At 65.9% G+C, this 20,077-nt stretch carries 20 protein-coding genes; 9 read left to right on the top strand and 11 right to left on the bottom strand.

Annotation, left to right across the window (positions count from 1 at the left end):
* Positions 1–4 precede the first annotated feature (4 nt).
* The 8 genes from U6958_RS20255 to U6958_RS20220 all read right to left on the bottom strand — a co-directional run bounded on the left by U6958_RS20255 (position 5) and on the right by U6958_RS20220 (position 9,860).
* Complete coding sequence (locus U6958_RS20255; RefSeq protein WP_074923630.1) at positions 5–973, bottom strand: sugar kinase; 969 nt, start codon at positions 971–973, stop codon at positions 5–7.
* Between the two features lie 60 nt (positions 974–1,033).
* Entirely contained in the window at positions 1,034–2,080 is a 1,047-nt protein-coding gene (locus U6958_RS20250; protein ID WP_074923629.1) for an ABC transporter permease, read from the bottom strand.
* Positions 2,077–3,633, bottom strand: coding sequence for a sugar ABC transporter ATP-binding protein (locus U6958_RS20245; protein ID WP_074923628.1), 1,557 nt, complete (start codon positions 3,631–3,633; stop codon positions 2,077–2,079). Before U6958_RS20245 ends, U6958_RS20250 begins: the two co-directional genes overlap by 4 nt.
* 20 nt (positions 3,634–3,653) lie before the next feature.
* Positions 3,654–4,574: a substrate-binding domain-containing protein gene (locus U6958_RS20240; protein WP_047217327.1), complete on the bottom strand. Its 921-nt coding sequence runs from the start codon at positions 4,572–4,574 to the stop codon at positions 3,654–3,656.
* 34 nt (positions 4,575–4,608) lie between these two features.
* Positions 4,609–5,418, bottom strand: coding sequence for a DeoR family transcriptional regulator (locus U6958_RS20235; protein ID WP_074923627.1), 810 nt, complete (start codon positions 5,416–5,418; stop codon positions 4,609–4,611).
* A 111-nt stretch (positions 5,419–5,529) separates the two neighbouring features.
* On the bottom strand, positions 5,530–6,261 hold the full coding sequence (locus U6958_RS20230) for a type 1 glutamine amidotransferase (protein WP_016448076.1): 732 nt from the start codon (positions 6,259–6,261) through the stop codon (positions 5,530–5,532).
* A 183-nt stretch (positions 6,262–6,444) separates the two neighbouring features.
* Complete coding sequence (locus U6958_RS20225) at positions 6,445–8,514, bottom strand: choice-of-anchor P family protein (RefSeq protein WP_074923626.1); 2,070 nt, start codon at positions 8,512–8,514, stop codon at positions 6,445–6,447.
* A 443-nt stretch (positions 8,515–8,957) separates the two neighbouring features.
* Positions 8,958–9,860, bottom strand: coding sequence for a DMT family transporter (locus U6958_RS20220; protein ID WP_074923625.1), 903 nt, complete (start codon positions 9,858–9,860; stop codon positions 8,958–8,960).
* A gap of 14 nt (positions 9,861–9,874) precedes the next feature.
* On the opposite strand from U6958_RS20220, the gene U6958_RS20215 reads away from it, so the two are divergent.
* The gene (locus U6958_RS20215) at positions 9,875–10,444 is read left to right on the top strand and encodes a helix-turn-helix domain-containing protein (RefSeq protein ID WP_074923624.1); all 570 of its coding nucleotides are present in this window, start codon (positions 9,875–9,877) and stop codon (positions 10,442–10,444) included.
* A gap of 234 nt (positions 10,445–10,678) precedes the next feature.
* Here the strand turns inward: U6958_RS20215 and U6958_RS20210 are convergent, their stop codons facing one another.
* The 3 genes from U6958_RS20210 to cysC are packed head-to-tail and all read right to left on the bottom strand — an operon-like array spanning position 10,679 to position 13,149.
* On the bottom strand, positions 10,679–11,839 hold the full coding sequence (locus U6958_RS20210; RefSeq protein ID WP_046239880.1) for a hypothetical protein: 1,161 nt from the start codon (positions 11,837–11,839) through the stop codon (positions 10,679–10,681).
* Complete coding sequence (locus U6958_RS20205) at positions 11,832–12,467, bottom strand: aspartyl/asparaginyl beta-hydroxylase domain-containing protein (RefSeq protein WP_074923623.1); 636 nt, start codon at positions 12,465–12,467, stop codon at positions 11,832–11,834. The genes U6958_RS20210 and U6958_RS20205 overlap by 8 nt, the downstream gene beginning before the upstream one ends.
* Positions 12,468–12,501: 34 nt before the next feature.
* Positions 12,502–13,149, bottom strand: coding sequence for an adenylyl-sulfate kinase (gene cysC / locus U6958_RS20200; RefSeq protein WP_074923622.1), 648 nt, complete (start codon positions 13,147–13,149; stop codon positions 12,502–12,504).
* 747 nt (positions 13,150–13,896) lie between these two features.
* Here cysC and U6958_RS20195 point away from each other — a divergent pair.
* The 8 genes from U6958_RS20195 to U6958_RS20160 are packed head-to-tail and all read left to right on the top strand — an operon-like array spanning position 13,897 to position 20,072.
* Positions 13,897–14,682, top strand: coding sequence for a beta-ketoacyl synthase chain length factor (locus U6958_RS20195; protein ID WP_074923621.1), 786 nt, complete (start codon positions 13,897–13,899; stop codon positions 14,680–14,682).
* The gene (locus U6958_RS20190) at positions 14,675–15,445 is read left to right on the top strand and encodes a 1-acyl-sn-glycerol-3-phosphate acyltransferase (protein WP_017406833.1); all 771 of its coding nucleotides are present in this window, start codon (positions 14,675–14,677) and stop codon (positions 15,443–15,445) included. The genes U6958_RS20195 and U6958_RS20190 overlap by 8 nt, the downstream gene beginning before the upstream one ends.
* On the top strand, positions 15,438–15,698 hold the full coding sequence (locus U6958_RS20185; protein ID WP_128422704.1) for a phosphopantetheine-binding protein: 261 nt from the start codon (positions 15,438–15,440) through the stop codon (positions 15,696–15,698). The genes U6958_RS20190 and U6958_RS20185 overlap by 8 nt, the downstream gene beginning before the upstream one ends.
* Positions 15,699–15,736: 38 nt before the next feature.
* Positions 15,737–15,997 (top strand): acyl carrier protein, encoded by a 261-nt coding sequence (locus U6958_RS20180; RefSeq protein ID WP_017406831.1) that lies wholly within the window; start codon positions 15,737–15,739, stop codon positions 15,995–15,997.
* Between the two features lie 14 nt (positions 15,998–16,011).
* Positions 16,012–16,563 carry a membrane protein gene (locus U6958_RS20175; RefSeq protein ID WP_046239885.1) on the top strand — a complete coding sequence of 184 codons (552 nt, stop codon included), beginning with the start codon at positions 16,012–16,014 and terminating at the stop codon, positions 16,561–16,563.
* A 7-nt stretch (positions 16,564–16,570) separates the two neighbouring features.
* Positions 16,571–18,337, top strand: a complete 1,767-nt coding sequence (locus U6958_RS20170) for an AMP-binding protein (protein WP_074923620.1) — start codon at positions 16,571–16,573, stop codon at positions 18,335–18,337.
* Positions 18,334–19,098, top strand: coding sequence for a glycosyltransferase family 2 protein (locus U6958_RS20165; RefSeq protein WP_074923619.1), 765 nt, complete (start codon positions 18,334–18,336; stop codon positions 19,096–19,098). Before U6958_RS20170 ends, U6958_RS20165 begins: the two co-directional genes overlap by 4 nt.
* Complete coding sequence (locus U6958_RS20160) at positions 19,095–20,072, top strand: acyltransferase (RefSeq protein ID WP_074923618.1); 978 nt, start codon at positions 19,095–19,097, stop codon at positions 20,070–20,072. The genes U6958_RS20165 and U6958_RS20160 overlap by 4 nt, the downstream gene beginning before the upstream one ends.
* The last annotated feature ends 5 nt before the right edge of the window (positions 20,073–20,077 follow it).

The following is a 20,077-nucleotide window of genomic DNA, read 5'->3' as shown; positions in this document are numbered from 1 at the left end:
GGTTTCAGCCCTCCATCACCGCATGCCGCAGGTGCTGCGGCTGTTGTGCCAGCAGTGCGTCGAGCCCCGCAAAGCCGGATGTCCCCTCCATCGGCCCCTTGCTTGCGACGGCCAGCGCGCCAGCCGCATTGGCGTAGCGCAGCGATTGCAGCGCGGTCTTGCCCAGGCGCCGGCAGGCGATGAAGGTGGCGCCAAAGCAGTCGCCCGCACCCGTGGGGTCGGCCACGTTCACGCGGAGGGCGTCGAGGTCGATGCGCTCGTCGGCACTGAAGTAGCTGCAGCCGTCGGCGCCGCGCTTGACCACGATTTCGCGCACGCCGCGCGCGAAGATCTCGGCGATGGCGCCGGCCTCGTCGGCCGAGCGGGCCAGCTGCGTGACCTCGTGGCCGCTGGGCAGGAAGATGTCGGTGAACTCCAGGATGTAGGCCAGGGCTTCGCGCATTTCGGGGATGCGCAGCATCTCCTTGCGCACGTTCGGATCGAAGGACACGGTGCCGCCCTGGGCCTTGACGATTTCGATGGCCTTCTTCATGGCATCGATGATGCGAAACGAGAACAGCGACGAGCCCATGACGTGGAAATGCGCGCAGTCCTTGAGCACGGCCTGGTTGACCTGCTCGGGCTGCAGCTGGGCCGAGGCGCTGTTGGTGATGTTGAAGATGAAGTCGCGCTCGCCGCTGTCGCGGTAGGTGACGAAGGCGCTGCCCGTGACGGCGTTCTGGCACACGGCGATGGCGCTGGTGTCCACTCCGTCGCGGCGCAGGCGGTCGATGTTGAGCCAGCCAAAATCATCATCGCCCACGCAGCCGATGATGGCGGCCGGATGCCCCAGCCGGGCCACCTGGTCGATGAAGATGGCGGGCGCCCCGCTGGCATAGGGCCCGGCCAGCGGCCCCGGCACGCGAAAGCTCTGGCCTTTTCGCTCGGCCATGATTTCGACGAGGATCTCGCCCATGGTCATGATGGATTGCATGCTCTCCCTCCCTTTGGAATCAAACCCCGTGCGCCGTTCGCTGCACCGCCGGCCCATGCGTCAGCGCCTGCGCCTGCTGTGCACATCGATGCACACGGCCACCAGAATCACGCTGCCCTTGACGATGAGCTGATAGAAGTAGGGCACGCTCATCAGGTTCATGCCGTTGTTGATGACGCCGATCATCAGCGCCCCTATCAAGGTGCCCGCAACGCTGCCGTGGCCTCCGGCCAGGCGCGTGCCGCCCAGCACGGCGGCGGCAATGGCGTCCAGCTCCCAGCCCATGGCCGCGTTGGGCTGGGCCGAGTACAGGCGGGAGGTGAGCAGCAGGCCGCCCACGGCCGCCATCAGCCCCGACAGCATGAAGATGGCGATCTTGAGCCGCCTCACGCGTATGCCTGCATAGATGGCCGCCTCGGCATTGCCGCCTGCCAGATAGGTCTTGCGGCCGAACACGGTGCGCGACAGCACGAAGTGGTTGGCAGCCAGCAGCGCGGCCAGTATCCAGATGGGCACGGGCATGCCCAGCAGCTCGCCATTGCCGATCCACAGAAAGGCTTCGCTGTCCACCGGCTGCGGCATGCCGCCCGAGACGATATAGGCCAGCCCCCGGAAGATGCCCATGGTCGCCACCGTCACGATGAAGGACGGCAGATGCAGCAGCGCCGACAGCGAGCCGTTGACCGCGCCCAGCAGCAGGCCGCACAGCAGCACGGCGGGCAGCACCAGGGCGGGCGCCAGGCCCTGGCCCAGCATCAGGCCGGCCACGCTGCCTGCCAGGGCGACCACCGATCCCACCGAGAGATCGATCTCGCCCAGCAGCAGCACATAGGTCATGCCGAAGGCCACGATGGCGATGATGGACACCTGCAGCAGCACGTTGCGCAGGTTGCCGCCCGTCAGAAAGGCCGGCGACAGCAGGGAGAACAGCAGCACCAGGGCGGCCAGGCCCATGAGGGTGCCGGCGTGGCGCCGCAGCGATCGCCAGCCACCTCGCAAGCCGTCTCGCCATGTTTCCTGGCGGTTCGGGATGCTTTCGGCGGCGTCGGAAGCGTTGGAGGCCTTGGAGTAGTCAGATGCGGTGATGCTCAGTTCGGAAGGGGTCATGGCAGTCCTGCTCCGGTGGCGTGCGCCATCACGGTCTCCTGGCGCAGATGGAGGGTGTCCATGCTCTGGACCAGGCGCTTGTTGCGCATGACCAGCAGCCGGTCGCTCAGGGCCAGTGCCTCGGGCAGCTCCGACGACACCAGGATGACGGCGGTGCCGGCCGCTGCCAGCTCGCGGATCAGGGCATAGATCTCGAACTTCGCGCCCACGTCGATGCCGCGCGTGGGCTCGTCCAGCACCAGCAGCCGGGGCCGCATGGCCAGCCATTTGGCGAACACGATCTTTTGCTGGTTGCCGCCCGACAGCTGGCGCACGGGCTGGTGCAGGCCGGCAACGCGTATCTTCAGCCGCTGCACGCAGGCGCGGGCCAGCGATTGCTCGGCGGCCTCGTCGGTGAGCAGTGCGCCGCCGCGCCCGCTGTGCACCTGCACCATGCAGATGTTGTGCTGCACGGACTGGTCCAGCACCAGGCCTTGCTCCTTGCGGTTCTCGGTCACGAAAGCCACGCCGTGGCCGATGGCGTCGGCCGGCGAGCGCAGGCGCAGCGGCCGGCCGTGCATGAGGATGCTGCCCGTGCAGCGGTGCATGCCGAACAGCGCATCCATGACATCGGACCGGCCCGAGCCCACCAGCCCGAAGAACCCCACGATCTCTCCCGCATGGACCTCGAAGTCAATGCCTTCGAAGCGCCCGGCCAGGCCCAGGCCGCGCACCTGGAGCAGGGCGCGCGTGCTGCGGTCAGGGGCGGGGCCGCGCGGCGGATAGATGTCCTGCATCTGGCGCCCTACCATGAGCGCGATGAGCGCCCCGATGTCGGTCTCGTCCCGCGCCAGGGTGCAGATGGAGCTGCCATCGCGCATGACGGTGATCTCGTCCGAGATGCGCATGATCTCGTCCATGCGGTGCGAGACATAGATGATGGCGCGCCCCTCGGCCTTGAGGCGGGCGATGAGGGTGAAGAGAATCTGCGCCTCGCTGTCGCTGAGCGAGGACGTGGGCTCGTCCATGATGACGATGCGCGAGGGCTGGCACAGCGCCTTGGCGATCTCCACCAGCTGGCGCTGGGCCAGCGACAGTTCGGCCACCTGCGCGTTGGGGTCCAGGTCCATGCCCAGTCGGGCCAGCAGCGCGGCGGCGTCGCGGCGCAGTGCGCGGCGGTCCACGCAGCCGGCCCGCTGCGGGAGCCGCGCGGCAAACAGGTTGTCCGCCACGCTGAGGTTGGGCGCCAGGCTCAGCTCCTGGTGAACGATGGCGATGCCGTGGTGCTGCGCATCGCCGGGGCTGCCGAGCCGGGCCTGGGCGCCGGCCACCAGCAGCTGTCCGCCATCGGGCCGGTGTACGCCGGCCAGGATCTTGAGCAGGGTGGATTTGCCGGCCCCGTTCTCGCCCAGCAGCGTGTGCACCGTGCCTGCGCGCAGGCGGAAGGAAACGCCTTTGAGCGCCTGCACGGCGCCGAAGGATTTGGCCAGCGCCCGGGCTTCGAGCATGGGGGGCGGCGCAACGGCGTCGAGCATGGCACGGCCTGGGCGGCTGTGTGCAGTGGGGCCTGGCATGGCGGGCTCCGCAGGTTCATTTACCTGGCGGCAGCCGTGTACACGCCGGGCAGCACGGGGTGGAGTTTTTCCACCGGCTTGCCCGACAGCAATTGCGCGGCAAGGGCCACGGATTGCAGTCCCAGCTGGTCGGGGTACTGGCGGATCACGCCCACGAAGGCCGGTTCGCGGTCCACGGCTGCGCGGGCCTCGGCCATGCCGTCAAAGCCCACGATCTTCACCTGCTCCAGCTTTCTGGCGGCCTTGACGCTGGCCAGCGCGGCCAGGGCCGCATCGTCGCCAAAACCGAAGATGCCTGCCAGGTCGGGGTGGGCCTGCAGCATGTTCTGCGATGCGGACAGGGCCTCGGCGCGTGTGATGCCGGGTTGTACCGAGACGATCTTCATGCCGGGGAAGGCCGCGATGGCCGACTTGAAGCCCTCCACGCGATCGACCACGGACTGTATGGACGGGTAGTGCAGCACCCCGATCTGGCCCTTGCCACCCGTGGCGCGGGCCATGAGCTGGCCGGCCAGCACGCCGCCGGCGCGGTTGTCGGTGGCCACGTGCGAGGCCACTTCCACCCCGCTGGCCGCAATGTCCACGGTGATCACGGGTATGCGGGCGGCGGCGGCCTTGAGCACGGCGGCCTTGACGCCGCGTGAATCCACGGGCGACAGGATGATGGCATCGACCTTCTTGCTGACGAAGTCCTCCACATCGGAGATCTGCTTGCCCAGGTCCTGGTTGGCAATGCTCAGGTCCAGCTTCAGCCCCTGCCGCGCGGCTTCCTGCTGCATGGCCTGGGCCAGCTCCAGGTAGAACGGGTGCTGCTGCGTGAGCAGGGACACGCCGAGGGTGCGCGCGGGGCCGGGGCCCGGCTGTGCAAGCGCCGGGCTGGCCGGCAGGCCGAATGTGAATGCGCCGGCCAGCATGCGCCGGAGAAACGTGTTGCGGTCCATGGCGGTCTCCCTCCCTCTGTCGTTGTGGAAAAACTCAGCTTCTGGCGAACTCGATGCGGCCCTCGGCTTTGTGGGTGGCCTGCAGCCGGTGGCGTTCCAGCAGATCGAAGGCGCCGGGCTCCATGTCCTGGTGCGCGCACAGGCCGTCGAGTTGAGCGATGTCGCAGACCGGGTGTCCGCCCGAGGTGCTGTCCAGATCCAGTGCCAGCGCCACGGCCTTGGCGCTGTGCTCCACGGCTGCCGCGTACAGCCGCGCGGCGCCCGGGTCGCGGCACAGCAGGCGGTTGCGCTCGTCGATGCCGCAGATCTCGAAAAGGCAGATGTCCAGCGGCCGGCCGCGCAGGCCCGTTTCAGCGCCGGGGCCGATGAGGCAGGGCTCGTCGCCGGCCATCGAGCCGCCCGTGACGTGGATGGCGCAATCGAGAAACTGCCGAGCCGTCGCCACCATGGACAGGTCGTGCAGCGTCAGCGCAATGCCCTGGCGGCTGGCCAGCAGCGGCAGCACGCGGTGGGTGATGCGGCCACCGCCAAGAAAGACGGACGCATCGTCTTCAATCCAGCCCAGGGCGCCCTGGGCCACCTGGGCCTGTGCCGGGCCTTGTGCGGCGGCGTGGGCGCCGGGCAGCTCGGCCGCCGTCTTGAGCAGGGCCGGGTTGTAGCGCGCCTTGCCGAAGGCGCGCACCACATAGCCCTGCTGCTCCAGGTAGTGCAGGTCGTTGCGGATGGTGACGGTGGAGACGCCGAAGAGCACGCTCAGCGCCTCGACCCGCACCTCGTCGGTCTTGCGCGCCAGCTCCACGATCTGCAGCCTGCGCTTGAGTGAACTGTTGCCTTGTTCCTGCATGGATTCTTTCGATTCGAAAGTTTTCTATTTCGTATAGAAAGTTTCCCTGCACGCAAAAGCTGCGTCAAGCGCACCCAGGGTATTCACCAGGGATTGCCTGGCCTGGAAGGTTTACCGGCTGGCCGCGCTCAGGGGCACGACCACGGGCCGCTGCAGCTGTGACGTCCAGGCCCGGTAGGTGCGGTGGGCCAGGGCGTGCAGCACGGGAATGCGCAGGTCCAGGTGGCGCAGGATCTCGCTCTCGGTCTGCGCCGCGGGGCCGCGTGCGCGCAGCAGCTCGTCATGGCCTTCGGCGCACCAGGCAGCCACGCTGGCGGCAGTCACCTCCATGTGGCCCTGGAAGGCCCAGTGCCGGCCATGTCGAAAACCCTTGTTCAGGCAATGGCTGCCGTACATGGTGCGCACGGCGCCGCGCGGGATCTCGAAGGTGTCGTAGTGCCAATGGAAGATCGTGGCCTCGCGCGGCAGGTCCATGAGCTGCTGGGCGGCGGCCGTCACCCAGATGCGGCTCCAGCCAATGTTGGGGCAGGGGTTGCGCCAGACCCTGGCGCCCATGGCGCGCGCCAGCATCTGCGCGCCGAAGCAGTGGCCGAGCACGGGAACGTCATGCCGCAGCGCGTCGGCCAGCAGGGACTGTTCATCCTCCATCCAGGGCAGGCCCTCGTTGACGCAATGGTTGCTGCCCAGCACCACGATGCCGCTGTAGTCGGCGGCATGCACAGGGGCTCTGCCATCGAGGGCGGGCTGCAACATTCGATAGGGAATGCACTGCTGCTCCAGGTGTTCACGCAGAACGCCGGGGCCCTGGGTGGATTCGTGCTGGAGGATGGCGACAGGTCTCATGGCGGCGCGGCTTCATCGGGAAGCCATTTGTTGTGAGGCCTTGACTCTAGGGACGGCTGCCTCAAGGGCGGATTGTGTTTGCGCACAACGCCATCAAGGCCGCATCAAGGCCGCCCCATGCCTTGCGCAGGCCCAATGCAAAAAGGCGCCACGGCCGTGGCGCCTTTGATGGTGGCAACTACGTCAATCGTGATGCCGCCCGGAGCACTGCGGGCCCGGCTGCCTGCCACGGCGGCGCAGTCCCAGCGCCGCCGCGCCCAGCAGGAGCAGGGAGGCCCAGGCCCCGCCCACGGGGATCGCTGCGACGGAGTCGCTGCCTGGGGCATCGCCCGCGCCAGGCGTGGTCTTGGTGGTGGTCGCAGTGCTTGAGTCGACATCGCCCGTCGCCTGGGTCTGGGTGACCGTGATGGTCACCGATCCCTTGGGCAGGCCGCTCACGTCCGTGGCAGGAGTGGTCCAGTGGCCATTGCCATCGCAGGGCACGGTCACCACCACGGCCTTGGGTGCCGTGCCGATGGTCACCGTCACGCTGCCACCGCCGGCCGTGCAGGAGCCAGAGAGGATGTAGCCGCCCTGGTTGCCCGCGTCTATCGGGGGAGGATTCACTACCGTGACCGAGGGCGTGGTGGGCGGCGTGGTATCGACCTTGGTGACCGTGGCATCGGCCGTGCCCGAATTGCCGGCGGCATTGGTCTGAGCCACATGGATGCCCACCGTGCCCGCAGGAAGTACGCTCACGTCGGTGGCGGGGGTGGTCCAATCGCCATTGCTGTCGCAGGGCGCAGTGGCCACCACCGCGTCGGGCGCCGTGCCTATGGTCACCGTGACGTTGCCTGCGCCGACTGTACAGGTGCCAGAGAGGATGTAGGCGCCCTGGTTGCCGGCATTGATCTGGGGCGCGGTGACCATTGTGACTGTCGGCGGCGTGGTATCTGCCTTGTTGACGATGATGCTGACCGTTCCCGTATTGCCAGCGGCGTCGGTCTGGGAGGCCTGAACGGCTACCGTGCCCGCAGGCAGGCTGCTCACGTTGGTGGCGGGAATGGTCCAGCGCCCACCGCCATCACAGGCTGCGGTTGCCACGATGGCGTTGGGCGCCGTGCCGATACTCACCTTGATGTCACCATCGCCGGCTGTGCAGGTGCCGGACAGGACGTAGGCGCCCTGGTTGCCGGCGTTGATTGCGGCCGGGTTCAACACGGCGATCGCCGGTGCCGTCGTATCCGTGACCGCGCCCGTCGTCTTGCTGGTGATGACGCTTTGCGTGCCGACGTTGCCCGCAGCATCAGTCTGGACGGCGGTGATGGTCACCATACCCTGGGGAAGGCCGGCCACATTGGCCGCCGGTGCCGTCCAGGCGCCGGCCGCATTGCAGGCCGTCGTCATGGTCACGGACTTCGGGGCCGTGCCGATGGCCACCTTCACATCGCCATCGCCTGCCGTGCAGCTGCCTGCGACGGTATAGGCGTTCTGGTTGCCGGCATTGATCACCGGGAAGGTGGTTATGGCCACCGAGGGGGATGTGGTATCGCCCGCGACCGTGGCACAGTCTTCAATCGATGCCTCCGAATGGCCGAAGACGAGGTTTGCTTTGACAAGGGGGATGTTCACACCAATGCGAAGGGCATTGACTGTGAATATTTTGCCCGTGGTTTTTTGCTCGTTGAGCACGATCGCCAGGATTCCGGCATCGAGGCCGGTGTTGGGGGCCGGATTGGCGGGTATTGATACAGGGAGCCCAAGTGCGGAGATGGTCAGATTCACCAGATTCGCGGTTCCGGTGGACTGAATAGTGCCGTTGACGCAGGCCATTTGCGCACGGGATTCCAAGGCATCGGCCTTCAAGGTCACGCTACTAGCTATGGACAGGTTGACGTTGCTGATGCTTGCGGCAGAGGTGACGGTGTTTTGCCCCAGCGAGCTTTCGGTGCTTCCCGTGAGCACGCCAGCTTGCAATGAGATCAGGCCGCCGGTCCCGGTGTCTGCAGAAAGCACCTGTCTGGAGACATTGAATGTCGGCGGGGCGCTTTGCGCGCCAGTATCTGCAAGCGGGACATCCAGTCCCAGGCCTGCCAACGCAATGCTGGCCTCGACCTCCAATGCATAGCCGCGGCCTTGCCCTGCCGAGGCGGCCCACGCCGTACTGCCTGCTCCCACAAGCACCGAGCAACTGGCGGCTATTGCTGCAGCAATGCGGACTATTTTGGGCCGATTGCCTATTCCGCCTATGCCGCCTATACCAAGCTTTTGCATGCCATCTCCCTTTCAAGATTTCAACAGAATTGATGTCCATCGGACCGATGAATGGCGCGATGGATTTCAAAGGCGAAATCTAAAGGGCGAATGGAGGGTTGTGGTGGTTAATTGGTGAAGATTGGAATTTTCAGATTATTCCTAGGAATTAATGTTCGATAGGATTGTTCCGGGTTACAAGTCATTTAATCTCGGATATTTCCGATTGACTTTGATAAATCATTGTTTTCTCTAGAGCGGCAGAAAATGACCTTTTCCTTGTTTTCAAGGAAAGGTTTTTGCTTGTTCCTGGAATTTGTCTTGCGCCGGCCTGCTATAGATCCGTCCGCAAGGTACCGGGCGGCGCGGGGGAATTGGCCGCAGGCGGGGCGAGGGCCAGCCTGCGGCAAGACGACGCTGGAGATGGTGCGGCCCAGGGCGTGGGGGGCCGCAGCCGGATGGCGTTACCGCTCGGTTGCTTGCCTGCCCAGGCGCAGCTCGCTGACCAGCACCCCGCCCACGATCAGCACTGCCCCCAGGATGGCCAGCCCCGGCAGCCGGTCGCCTGCCATGCGCCCCACGATGCCGGCCCAGACCGGCTCGCTGGCATAGATCACGGTGGCGCGCGTGGGCGACAGGGACTTCTGGGCCCAGTTCATGGTCAGCTGGATCAGGATGCTGGCGCAGGCCATGGCCACGGCGGCCGTCAGCCAGATCCACGAGAAATCCGGCACCGACTCGCCAGCCACGGGCATGGCCAGCAGCGCCATGGTGCCGGCCGCCAGCAACTGCACCGTGGTCACGCGCCGCGCATCGACCTTGCCCGCGAAATGCCCGATCAGGAGCACCTCGGCCGCAATCGCCAGCGTGCTCAGCATGGTCGCCATCTCGCCCACGTTCAACTCCATTCCCCCGGACTCGGGCCCCGCCACCAGCATCAGGCCCGTGAAGGCCAGGCCGATGCCTATCCAGCTCATCAATCGCGGCGGCTTGCCCATCACCAGCCATTGCAGCAGGGGCACGATGGGCACATACAAGGCGGTCAGAAACGCCGACTTGCTGCTGCTGATGGTCTGCAGGCCGAAGGTCTGCAGGCCATAGCCCAGAAAGATGCTGGCGCCGATGGCCGTGCCTGCGACCAGCTCGGTGCGCGTGAGCCCGGCCATGACCTTGCGGAACACCAGCAGCCCGATCAGACCCGCCGTGACGAAGCGTAGGCCCACAAAGAACAGCGGCCCGCTCTGCTGCATGGCCAGATGGACCACGAGAAAAGTGCCGCCCCAGACCATGGTGACGGCGATCAGGGCCAGCTCCTGCCGGCTGAGCAGCGGCGTGCGCGAACTGTGAGAAGATGACGTGTGCAACATATTGCGCAGATCATATGAGAAATATATTGCACAGCGCTGGCGAGCGCTCCGATGTCCTGGCTTTCGTCAGCGAAAACCTGCGCCGCCTTCGCCAGCGTGCAGGACTGAGCCAGGCGGCCCTGGCCGAGGCCGCAGGCCTGAGCCGACGCATGGTTGTCCAGCTCGAGGGCGGCGACACCAACATCAGCCTCTCCAGCCTGGACCGGCTGGCCGATGCGCTGGGCGCCAGCTTCATAGAAATCGTCAGCGACCCGGCCGCGCAGCGCCTGCGCATGAACGCCATGGCCTGGCGCGGCACCCGGCCCGAAAGCCAGGCCATGCTGCTGGGCAGCGTGCCTGCCACGCGCGAGGTTCAGCTGTGGTCCTGGTCCCTGGGCCCCGGCGAACGCTACCAGGCCGAACCCGACCCGGAAGGCTGGCATGAAATGATCGTCGTGGTCGAAGGCCGCCTGCTGGTGGACCTGAGCGAAGGCCCCATGACCATCGAGGCCGGCGACTACGCCATCTACGGCAGCGCCCAGGACTACGCCTACGTGAACCTGCACGAAGGCGTGACGCGGTTCATTCGGAATGTGATTTCCTGAGGGCGCTGCAGCGGTCTGTGCCGTGCTTTGGGCAAGGCGCTGTCGTCAGTGAAGTGCGGCAGCCTGCGGTGTCGCTTCAGACTGAAGCCGTGCATACACAGCGCGGACTACCAAAGGATCTGTGCTGCGCAAATCAAAGGAACGGGCAAAGCCGCAGATCGACTCGCCGTTTTTCTGGGGCTGGCACATCGTGGGCGCTGTCCATGTGCTGTTGGCGTTGATCTTTGGCGCGGCCTATTCGTGCACGGGTTGTGCGCGCCGCAGCAGCTGTGCGTGCAGCGGACCCAGGCGCTCTTCGATGCGCTGGCGTTCGCTTTCGCCAAAGACGGCCGCCTTGTCCCGCCCGTCAGGCTCGAAGCGCTGGTCCAGCGCCTTGGCATGCTGGCGAAGGCGTGCGGCGATGCGCTGGCGCGCTGCCTCGCCTGCATGCAGGTCGAAGCGCCGGGCTATCTGCTCCATGGCTTCGGCATCCAGCTGGCGGTAGTGCAGCACAGGAACGCCCTGGCTTTCGTGCAGATCCCGCATCCGCTCCATCATTGCCTGCAGCACGCGCATGCGGTGGTCGAGCACGGAGACAAAGGGTTGGCAGCCACTGCCGGAACAGAAAACCGGACCAGCGCCAGCCAGCGACGGGTCGCCCGACATGTGCCGGCCGGCCTGCCTGTGGTGTGAGGCCAGGATCTCCACAGGATCGCGGACCAGCATCAGGCCGGGCACCTCGGGGTAGAGATCGTGCAGCAGCTCCCACTGGAAAATGTCCCAGGCATTCCACTTGACCACCAGGTTGCGGCGCCCCGGCACGGCCACGGTGATGGCCGACACCAGGCCGGCAATGCCATCGCGCTTTTGCGCCCGGTCCAGCGAGCTGTCCAGCAGCAGCTCGGTGAAGACAGGTGGCTCCGACAGGACCAGCGTGCCGTCCAGTTCGGAAAGGCAGCCCGAGACCAGGGTGGAGCCGCAGCGCGAGAGGTGGAAGATGAAGCCGGCAGGCGGGTGGCCCCCGGGCCTGGGAAGGGATTCCGCGCACAGGCCGGCCAGCGGCGTGCGCGGCCGGATGAACTGGTTCAGCAGCCTGCGCTGCAGGCAGCGGCTGATGTACTCGTCATGAAACGGCTCGGTGGCAGCGCCGTCCGGCAGGCACCAAAGGATGCTGCGCGTGCGTGCCTCATACCTGTGTGGCAGCCAGCCACCGGCCAGCAGTGCGGCAGTTGGCACGGCGGCCGCCTGGTTCAACTGCTGCAGCGCCTGCATGAGCCGGCCATCGTTCCAGGCGGGAAGACACCACAGCAGGCGCAGCTGCACCAGTAGCGACTCCATGCTCCTGGCCTGCTGGAACAGGGTGTGCTGCCGGGGGCTTGCGATCAGTTCGGCAAAGGCCGCCTGCAACTCATGCATGGGCGTGTCCCTTGCCGATGCTGTCTGCCAGCCAGGCGTTGGCAAGGCAGTCGATGACCAGGTGGGTGCGGTCCCGGTTGCCCCGGTTCACCACTTCATGCGTGGCATCGGCATTGAAATACCAGAGCTCCCCTGCGGCCATGGGGATCGTGCGGCCTTCCACGATGAACTGCACATCGGGATGTGTGTGCACGGGCACATGCAGCCGGGCCTGGCTATGCGCCAGGCCCAGCCCACGGTCGCGATGCGGCTTGATGGATGAGCCGGCCTTCAGCTGCATCAGGCGCACAGAGCGCAGCGGGCACTGCAGTTGCTCCAGCACCTGGCGTATGGCGGGGCAGTGTTGCAGCAGGGGCAGGTCCTCCCAATCCTCCTCGGGTTCCTCGATGGAGAAGCTCTGGAGAATGGGGTGGGCCGCCACATGCTGGCGCTGGCAGCGCAGCGGCATCACACGCCATACGCCTTCGTAGCCGCCGTGGTTCACGTGGTCGCACCATGGCGAGGACAGCAGCGCATCCACCTCCTCGCGCAGCGCCTGCAGCGCAACCCTGGCATCAAGCCGCGCAAACAGGGGCGTGCCGGCACAGGCGTCTTCATGCGCGCAGGTCAGGGCGGGCATGGCATTCATTGCAGCGCCTTGGCCAGTGGCAGGGGACAGGTCATCAGCGGCGCCTGCCCTGGGCGGGCGTGCCCGGCGCAGTCGGCTGCCCCTGCAGCAGCAACGCCTGCAGGCGCGAAACACATGCGGCCACGCTGAGCTGGTCCGTGCGCAGGGTCAGCTCCGCTGCCACAGGGGGTTCATAGGGCGAGTCGATTCCGGTGAACTGAAGCAGTTCGCCACGGCGCGCTTTTCTGTACAGGCCCTTGGGGTCCCGCCGCTCGGCAACGGACAGGGGAACATCCACGAACACCTCCAGGAAGTCACCCTTGTCGAACAAGGCCCTGGCAGTGTCGCGCTCGCTACGGAAAGGGGAAATGAAGGCCGCGATCACGATCGTGCCCGCATCCACGAAAAGCCGGGCAACCTCCGAGACCCTGCGTATGTTCTCCGCCCGGTCTTCTTCGGAAAAGCCCAGATCGCGGTTCAACCGGCTGCGGATGTTGTCTCCGTCCAGCACATAGGTACGCCGGCCGGCCACGTGCAGATGCGCCTGCAGCGCATTGGCGATGGTCGATTTGCCGGACCCCGAAAGACCGGTCAGCCATATCGCAACGGCTTTATGACCATGGAGTATCTCCCGGTCTTGCCTTGAAACGGAAGACAGTTGGTCATGTATGTCGGGCGGCGGATTCTGGCCGGAAAACAGCATGTATTCAATACGGGAAGGAAAGGTCTGGAGTGGATGCTGAGCGCATCAGGTAGGCGGGAATGTCGATGGATTGTAAGAAATTTTCAAGAAGAAATTGCTGAAGCGGTTTTTCGTTGTGTGGCCGTATTCAAGCGCTTTCATTGGCCATTTATTTTCTTCTTCAGAGGAGGAAGGTGGATGGTAGGTGTGGTTCTGGTAGTTATCAGCGAATGCTTATATTTTTCATAGTTCTTGATAATTAATTTGCAATAGTCGTTGATTATGTCGATTGAGCATGCTGCTGTCGGTTTTTGATGGGTGATTGATTTGTTGTTATCAATAGCATTGTGCGGATCAAGAATGCAAGACAGAAAAATCTGCGTCTGATAAGAATGGTTGGAAAACCTGTTCAATGCATATGCGCGACATATCACTGAAACCAGGTACTGGCGGCAGATTCCAGATGTCCGGCACCCGGCGCTGTCCCGCATGCCTGAAGGGGGGGGGGCGCTCGGGGCTGACTTTGAAGGTGAGAGGCTGCGCGGTTCCGGTGCAGAGGGAAGGCGCCGCCTCCAGGCGAAGCACCGATCAGTCGTTGGTGGCTATCATGGCCGCGTCACTGTTGTCAATATGCATCAAGTAACAAATTTAAATAACAGATACAAGAATTTTTTTACCTTCGATAGCTACAATGCATCGTTTTTTTAAAGCCAGCGGCCAGTAGCTACTGGGCGTGACATTCAAACATAGGCATCGGGGGGGATTTTCGTGCGCCGCGTTTTTGCGATTCGGGCGTGGTCTGCGCTTGCGCCCGGACTGCAGGAGCCTGTCCAGTGGCGGCAGTGGGCAAGGCAGCCCGTCTTGCCACAGGGCGAGGTCCGCCCGGATCTTGCCCATATCCCCCCAATCGCCCGCAGGCGCCTCGGCCTATTGGCCAGATGTGCCGTTGTTCCCGCCGATACCGTTGCGGCGCAGGCTGCATTGGCTGACCTGCCCGTGGTCTGGGCTTCGCGCTACGGCGATGCCGAAAAGTCCCTTGACTTGCTGCAAGCGCAGGCCCTGGGGCAGGCTTTGTCTCCCACGGCATTCGGCCTGGCGGTGCATAACGGCATTGGCGCCCAGCATTCCATTTTGCGAGGCATGCGTGCCAATGCCTTGTGCGTGGCGTCCACCGATTGCGCGCCGGAAGCGGGCATGGTCGAAGCATTGGGCTTGCTGCACGAAGGCGCGCCGCAAGTCATGCTGGTCTGCTATGACGCGCCACTGCCTGCTCCGTATGACGGCTTCCGCACAGAGCCCCAGGTGGTATTCGCCTGGGCGGTCTTGGTGCAATGGGCAGTACCCGGGGAGTCCGGTTTCCAGTTGAGCAGGCAGCCCGGCATGGACGCCGCGCAGCCGGAACCGGACCACGCGCCGCATTTGCAGCATTTACCGCACGGGTTGCAGGTGTTGCAGTTTCTGTTGCACGACGGCCAGGCATCCCTGACAGGCCCGCAGCGCCCGGCACAGCGCCGTGGCGCAGGTACATGGCGATGGGAGCGCGCTCATGGCTGAGTGGCTCAATCGTCAGTGGCGCCTGGCGGCCACCGGCCTTTGCTTTGCCGTGTTCGGCCTGGGTGGGCTGGTGGTGCGCTGCGTGGTCTATCCGGCCTTGCTGCTGACCGTGCGCCAGCCGCAGTCGCGCCAGTGGGCGGCCCAGTCGGTGATCCATCACAGCCTGCGCTGGTTCGTGGCCCTGATGGCGGGCGTCGGCGTTCTGTCCTATGAAGTGCACGGCCGTGAACGTCTGCAGCGGCGCGGCCTGCTGATTCTTGCCAATCACCCATCGCTGATCGACGTGGTGTTCCTGATCTCCTTCGTTCGCCATGCCGATTGCATCGTCAAGGCGGCGCTGGCAGGCAACCCTTTCACGCGCGGCCCCATCCGGGCGGCCGGCTTCATTGCCAACAGCCGTGGCGAGGGCCTGCTGCAGGACTGCCTGCGCTCGCTGGCATCCGGCAACAACCTGATCATCTTTCCCGAAGGCACGCGAACACCGCTGCACGGCAAAGTCCGGCTGCAGCGCGGCGCGGCCCATGTGGCGGTCAGAGGCCGCATCGATATCACGCCGGTGCACATCCATTGCAGCCTGCCCATGCTGACCAAGGGCGCGCCGTGGTGGCAGGTGCCGCCGCGCAAGCCCCACTTTTTCATCGAAGTCCGTGACGACATCGGTATCGAGGCCTTTTGCCAGGGCGCTGCCAGCGACTCCGTGGCGGCCCGACATGTCACGGACCATCTGTCCGCACAACTATTCAAGGAACCGTCCCGTGCCTGAGCTTGAGCAAGAAATCAAAGAACTCATCATCGAGTCCCTGGCGCTGGAGGACATCACGCCGCAGCAGATCGATGCGGGCGAGCCCCTGTTTGTCGAGGGCCTGGGGCTGGACTCCATCGATGCGCTGGAGCTGGGCCTGGCGCTGCAAAAGCGTTTCGGCGTGAGCCTGTCCGGGGACTCGGAACAGACGCGCCAGCATTTCCGCAGCGTCCAGGCGCTTGCTGCCTTCGTGGCAGCCCAGCGCACGCACTGAGTGCGGCCCTCCGCGCAGACCGCAGCAAAGACATTTTCATGAACAAAGAAACCATCTACGAACGCATCGTCGAAATCCTGACGGAAACCTTCGATATCGAGGCGGAGCGCATCACGCCCGAAGCCCGGCTCCATGACGACCTGGACATCGACAGCATTGATGCCGTGGATCTGATCGTCCAACTGAAGCCTCTGGTCGGCAGGCGGCTCAATGCCGAGGCCTTCAAGTCGGTGCGCACCATCCAGGACGTGGTGGATGCGCTGCATCAGCTGATGCAAGAAGACAGCGCCGTCGCCTGAGGAACACGCCTGCCATGCGCAAAACCGCGACAGGCCTTGTGCTGCTGGCCACGGTGCTCTATCCGCTGGCCGTCTATGCCGCGCTGGGGCGTGTGGCTGCGCACTGGATTGCCGCCGCATTGGTGGTGCTGGCGCTGGCGCGTGCCTGCAGCAGCCGCGAAGGATTTTGGTGGGTTGTCGCTGCGGGGGCGGCGGCGCTGTCTGCCGTCTCGTGGTGGCAGGGCCATGGCCTGGCGCTCAAGTTCTATCCGGTGCTGGTCAATGCCGTGCTGCTGGCCGGCTTTGGTTGGAGCCTGTGGTTTCCGCCGTCGGTGGTGGAGCGCCTGGCCCGGCTGCGGCAGCCTGATCTGCCTGCGCCGGCCGTGCGCTACACCGCCCGGGTGACGGCCGTTTGGTGCGTCTTCTTTGTCTGCAATGGCGCAGTGGCGGCCGGTACGGCTCTGTATGGCAGCGACGAGGCCTGGGCCTTGTACAACGGTTTGATCGCCTATGGGGCCATGGGGCTGCTGATGGCGGTGGAGTGGCTGGTGCGCCAGCGTGTGCGCAGGCGCCATGGACATGTGTGAGGCAAGGATGACGGCCACAAAGAGCGAACAAGGTCTGGCACTGGCATGGGTGGCATTGGCGCAGGTGGCACTGCCGCAGTCCAGGGACGCAGGGCATGTGGTGGCAAGGCCGCAGGATGCGCCGGTCACGCACGCGCAATGGGTCGATGCTGTCCGGGCGTGGTGCGCGGCCTTCCAGCGTGTGCAAGGGGCGGAAGTGGCCTTGTACTGTGGCAATCCGCTGACCTTTGCCGCTGCGCTATGGGGTGCCTGGCACGCGGGCAAGACGCCGGTGCTGGCCAGTGACCTGCATGCGCACACGCTGTCGGCGCTGCTGCCCCAGGTGGCGGCCTGCGCGGGCGAGTTGCCCCAGGCCCTGGTGCCTGATGCCGCTGGCGCGGACGGCGTGGTACTGCAGCCCCTGGACATGCACAAGGCGCGCGTCGTGCTGTTCACGTCCGGCTCCACGGGGGTGCCCGAGCGCATTGAAAAGCGGCTGTCGCAGCTGGATGCCGAAGTGCAGGCCCTGCAGGCCGTGTTCGGTGCCGGCATGGCGCAGGGGCCGCACGTGCAGGTGCTCTCCACCGTGGCGCACCATCACATCTACGGCCTGCTGTTCCGCATTCTGTGGCCGCTGGCGGCGGGCCGCACCATGGGCACGCATCTGGCGCACTATCCCGAGGATCTGGTGCAGCCACTGCAGCAGGCGCCGCGCAGCCTGCTGGTATCGAGCCCCGCCATGCTCGGCCGCTTGCCGGCGCACCTGGACTGGTCGCAGGCGATGGAGCGGCTGGGCGGCGTGTTTTCCTCCGGCGGTCCACTGGCCGAGAGCGCCGCGCAGCACACGCTGCAGCTGCTGGGCCATTCGCCCACCGAAGTCTTCGGCAGCTCTGAAACGGGCGGTATCGCCTGGCGCCGACGCGCAGAACACGGCGAATCCTGGCAGGCCCTGCCTGGCGTGGAGCTGCGCCTGTCGGACAACGGGCTTCTTGCCGTGCGCTCGCGCCATCTGCCTGATGCGCAGCTTTGGTGGGAGACGGCCGACCGTGCCTTGCCCGGCACCGACGGCCTGGGCTTCGTGCTGCAGGGGCGTGCAGACCGCATTGTGAAGATTGCCGAAAAGCGGGTGTCCCTGACCGCCATGGAGCGTGTTCTGGAAACCCATGGTGACGTCCGGCAGGCCAGGGCCGTGGTGCTGGAGCAGCCGCTCGGCGTCAGCGGCATGGCTGGCGGCGCGCCGCAGCGCGTGGGCATGGTGGTGGAGCTGTCCGAAGCGGGCTGGCAGGCGTTGCAGCAGCAGGGCCGCCGCGGCATGGGTCAGGCGCTGCGCTTGCTGCTGCAACCCTGCGTGGACCGCGTGGCCTTGCCGCGCCACTGGCGTTATGTGGAGCGCATGCCCATGAATGCGCAGGGAAAGACTACGCATCACAGCCTGCTGACCTTGTTCAATCCCGTGATTCCCTTGCCGGCATGGCAGGAGCGCAGCGCGCAGCGCGCCACGGCGCAATTGCTGGTGCAGCCCCGGCTGCGCGTGCTGGAGGGGCATTTTCCCGAGGCATCCCTGGTGCCCGGCGTGGCGCAACTGCATTGGGTGGTGAGCCTGGCGACCCAGGCCTTCGGCCTGGAGCACGGATTTGCCGACGCGCAACTGCTCAAGTTCCAGCAGCCCATCCTGCCCGGCGATACGGTGCAGATGCAGCTGCAGTGGCAGCCCGAGAAAGGCTGGCTGCAGTTCGAGTTGAGTTCCGCGCGGGGCGTGCATGCCAGCGGCCGCCTGCTGGAGCGCAGGCCATGACGGCACCTGGCTTTCGCCCCACGGCCCTGATCCCCGTCTACAACCACCCCGACACGGTGGGGGGGATGGTTCGGGGCTGCCTGCGCGCAGGCCTGCCCTGCCTGCTGGTGGACGACGGCTCGGAGCCGCGCTGCGCCGCCGTGCTGGATGCGCTGGCAGCGCAGCACGCAGGGCAGGTCCAGGTGCTGCGCCTGGCAAGCAACCAGGGCAAGGGTGCCGCCGTGATGGCCGGCCTGCGCGCCGCGCTGGCCCAGGGCTGCACGCATGCGCTGCAGATCGATGCCGATGGCCAGCACGCCGTCAGTGACATTCCCGCCTTCCTGGCGCTGGCCCGTGCCCACCCGGGGAGCATGGTCTGCGGGGCACCCGCCTATGACGCCAGCGTGCCCAAGGCGCGTCTTTATGGCCGGTACCTCACCCATGTGTGGGTGTGGATCAACACCTTGTCGTTGGACATTCGCGATTCCATGTGCGGCTACCGCGTGTATCCGCTGAAGACCACGGTGGCGGTGCTGGACCGCTCCCGCATGGGGCGGCGCATGGAATTCGACACCGAAGTGCTGGTGCACCTGCACTGGCGCGGCGTGGCCTTCGTGACCTTGCCCACGCCCGTGACCTATCCCGCCGATGGGCTGTCGCACTTCAGGGTCTGGAGCGACAACCTTCGGATCTCCGGCATGCACGCGCGCCTGTTCGGCGGCATGCTGCTGCGCAGCCCGCAACTGTTGGCGCGCCGACTGCGAACGCGGGGGGCGTCATGAGCGGGCCTTCCACACGCAGCCCGCACCACTGGGCGCAGATCGGCGAAAGCACCTGCGTGGGCGGCATGTGGCTGCTCTACCAGCTTCACCGCTGGCTGGGCCGCTGGCCCTTTTTGCTGTGCCTGTATCCGGTCGTCGGCTACTACTGGCTCACGCGCCCGGTGGCGCGGCGCGCTTCCCTGCAGTACCTGCAGCGCCTGCAACAGGCGCATGGCCTGTGGCCGCGCGGGCCGGGCTGGGTGCACGGCCTGCGGCACTTTGGTGTCTTTGCCCAGGTGATCCTGGACAAGCTGCTTGCCGTAACGAACAGCTACCGCACCGAGCACGTGCGTTTGGAGGGGCAACAGCCCTTGCTGGACCTGATGGACCGCGGGCAGGGGGCCGTGCTGGTGACCGCGCACATGGGCTGCATCGAGCTGTGCCAGGCCCTGGCCCGGCAATGCTCTGGCCTGCAACTGACCATCCTGGTGCATACCCGGCATGCCGAGCGCTTCAACCGCCTGCTGCGCCGCATGGCGCCGGACAGCGGGGTGCAGCTGCTGCAGGTCTTGGACTTCAACATGGCCACCGCCATGGCACTGGCCGACCGCGTGGCGCGCGGGGAGTTCATCGCCATTGCCGGTGACCGCGTTCCTGTGCATGAGAGCAAGACCACGCAGGCCCTGTTTCTGGGCCATGAGGCCGCCTTCCCTTGCGGGCCCTACATCCTGTCTGCCCTGCTCAAGTGCCCGCTGTATTTCATGGGCTGCGTGCATGAGGGGCGGGGCTATGCCGTCGAGTTCGTGCCGCTTGCCGCCCAGGTTGAACTGCCGCGCGCGCGGCGCGCGCAGGCGCTGGCCGGCTATGCCCGGCTCTATGCCCGGCAGCTTGAACGCCTGCTGTGCAAGGCGCCTTATGACTGGTTCAACTTCTTCCCGTTCTGGGAGCAGGGCATGCCTGCACCTGCACCCACGCATCCTCTCAACCATGGGTAATTTGC

The organism is Delftia lacustris (assembly GCF_040267515.1).
Lineage (GTDB): Bacteria > Pseudomonadota > Gammaproteobacteria > Burkholderiales > Burkholderiaceae_C > Comamonas > Comamonas tsuruhatensis.
Note: the sequence above shows the minus strand (reverse complement) of the source record. Positions and strands in the feature narration are given on the sequence as shown.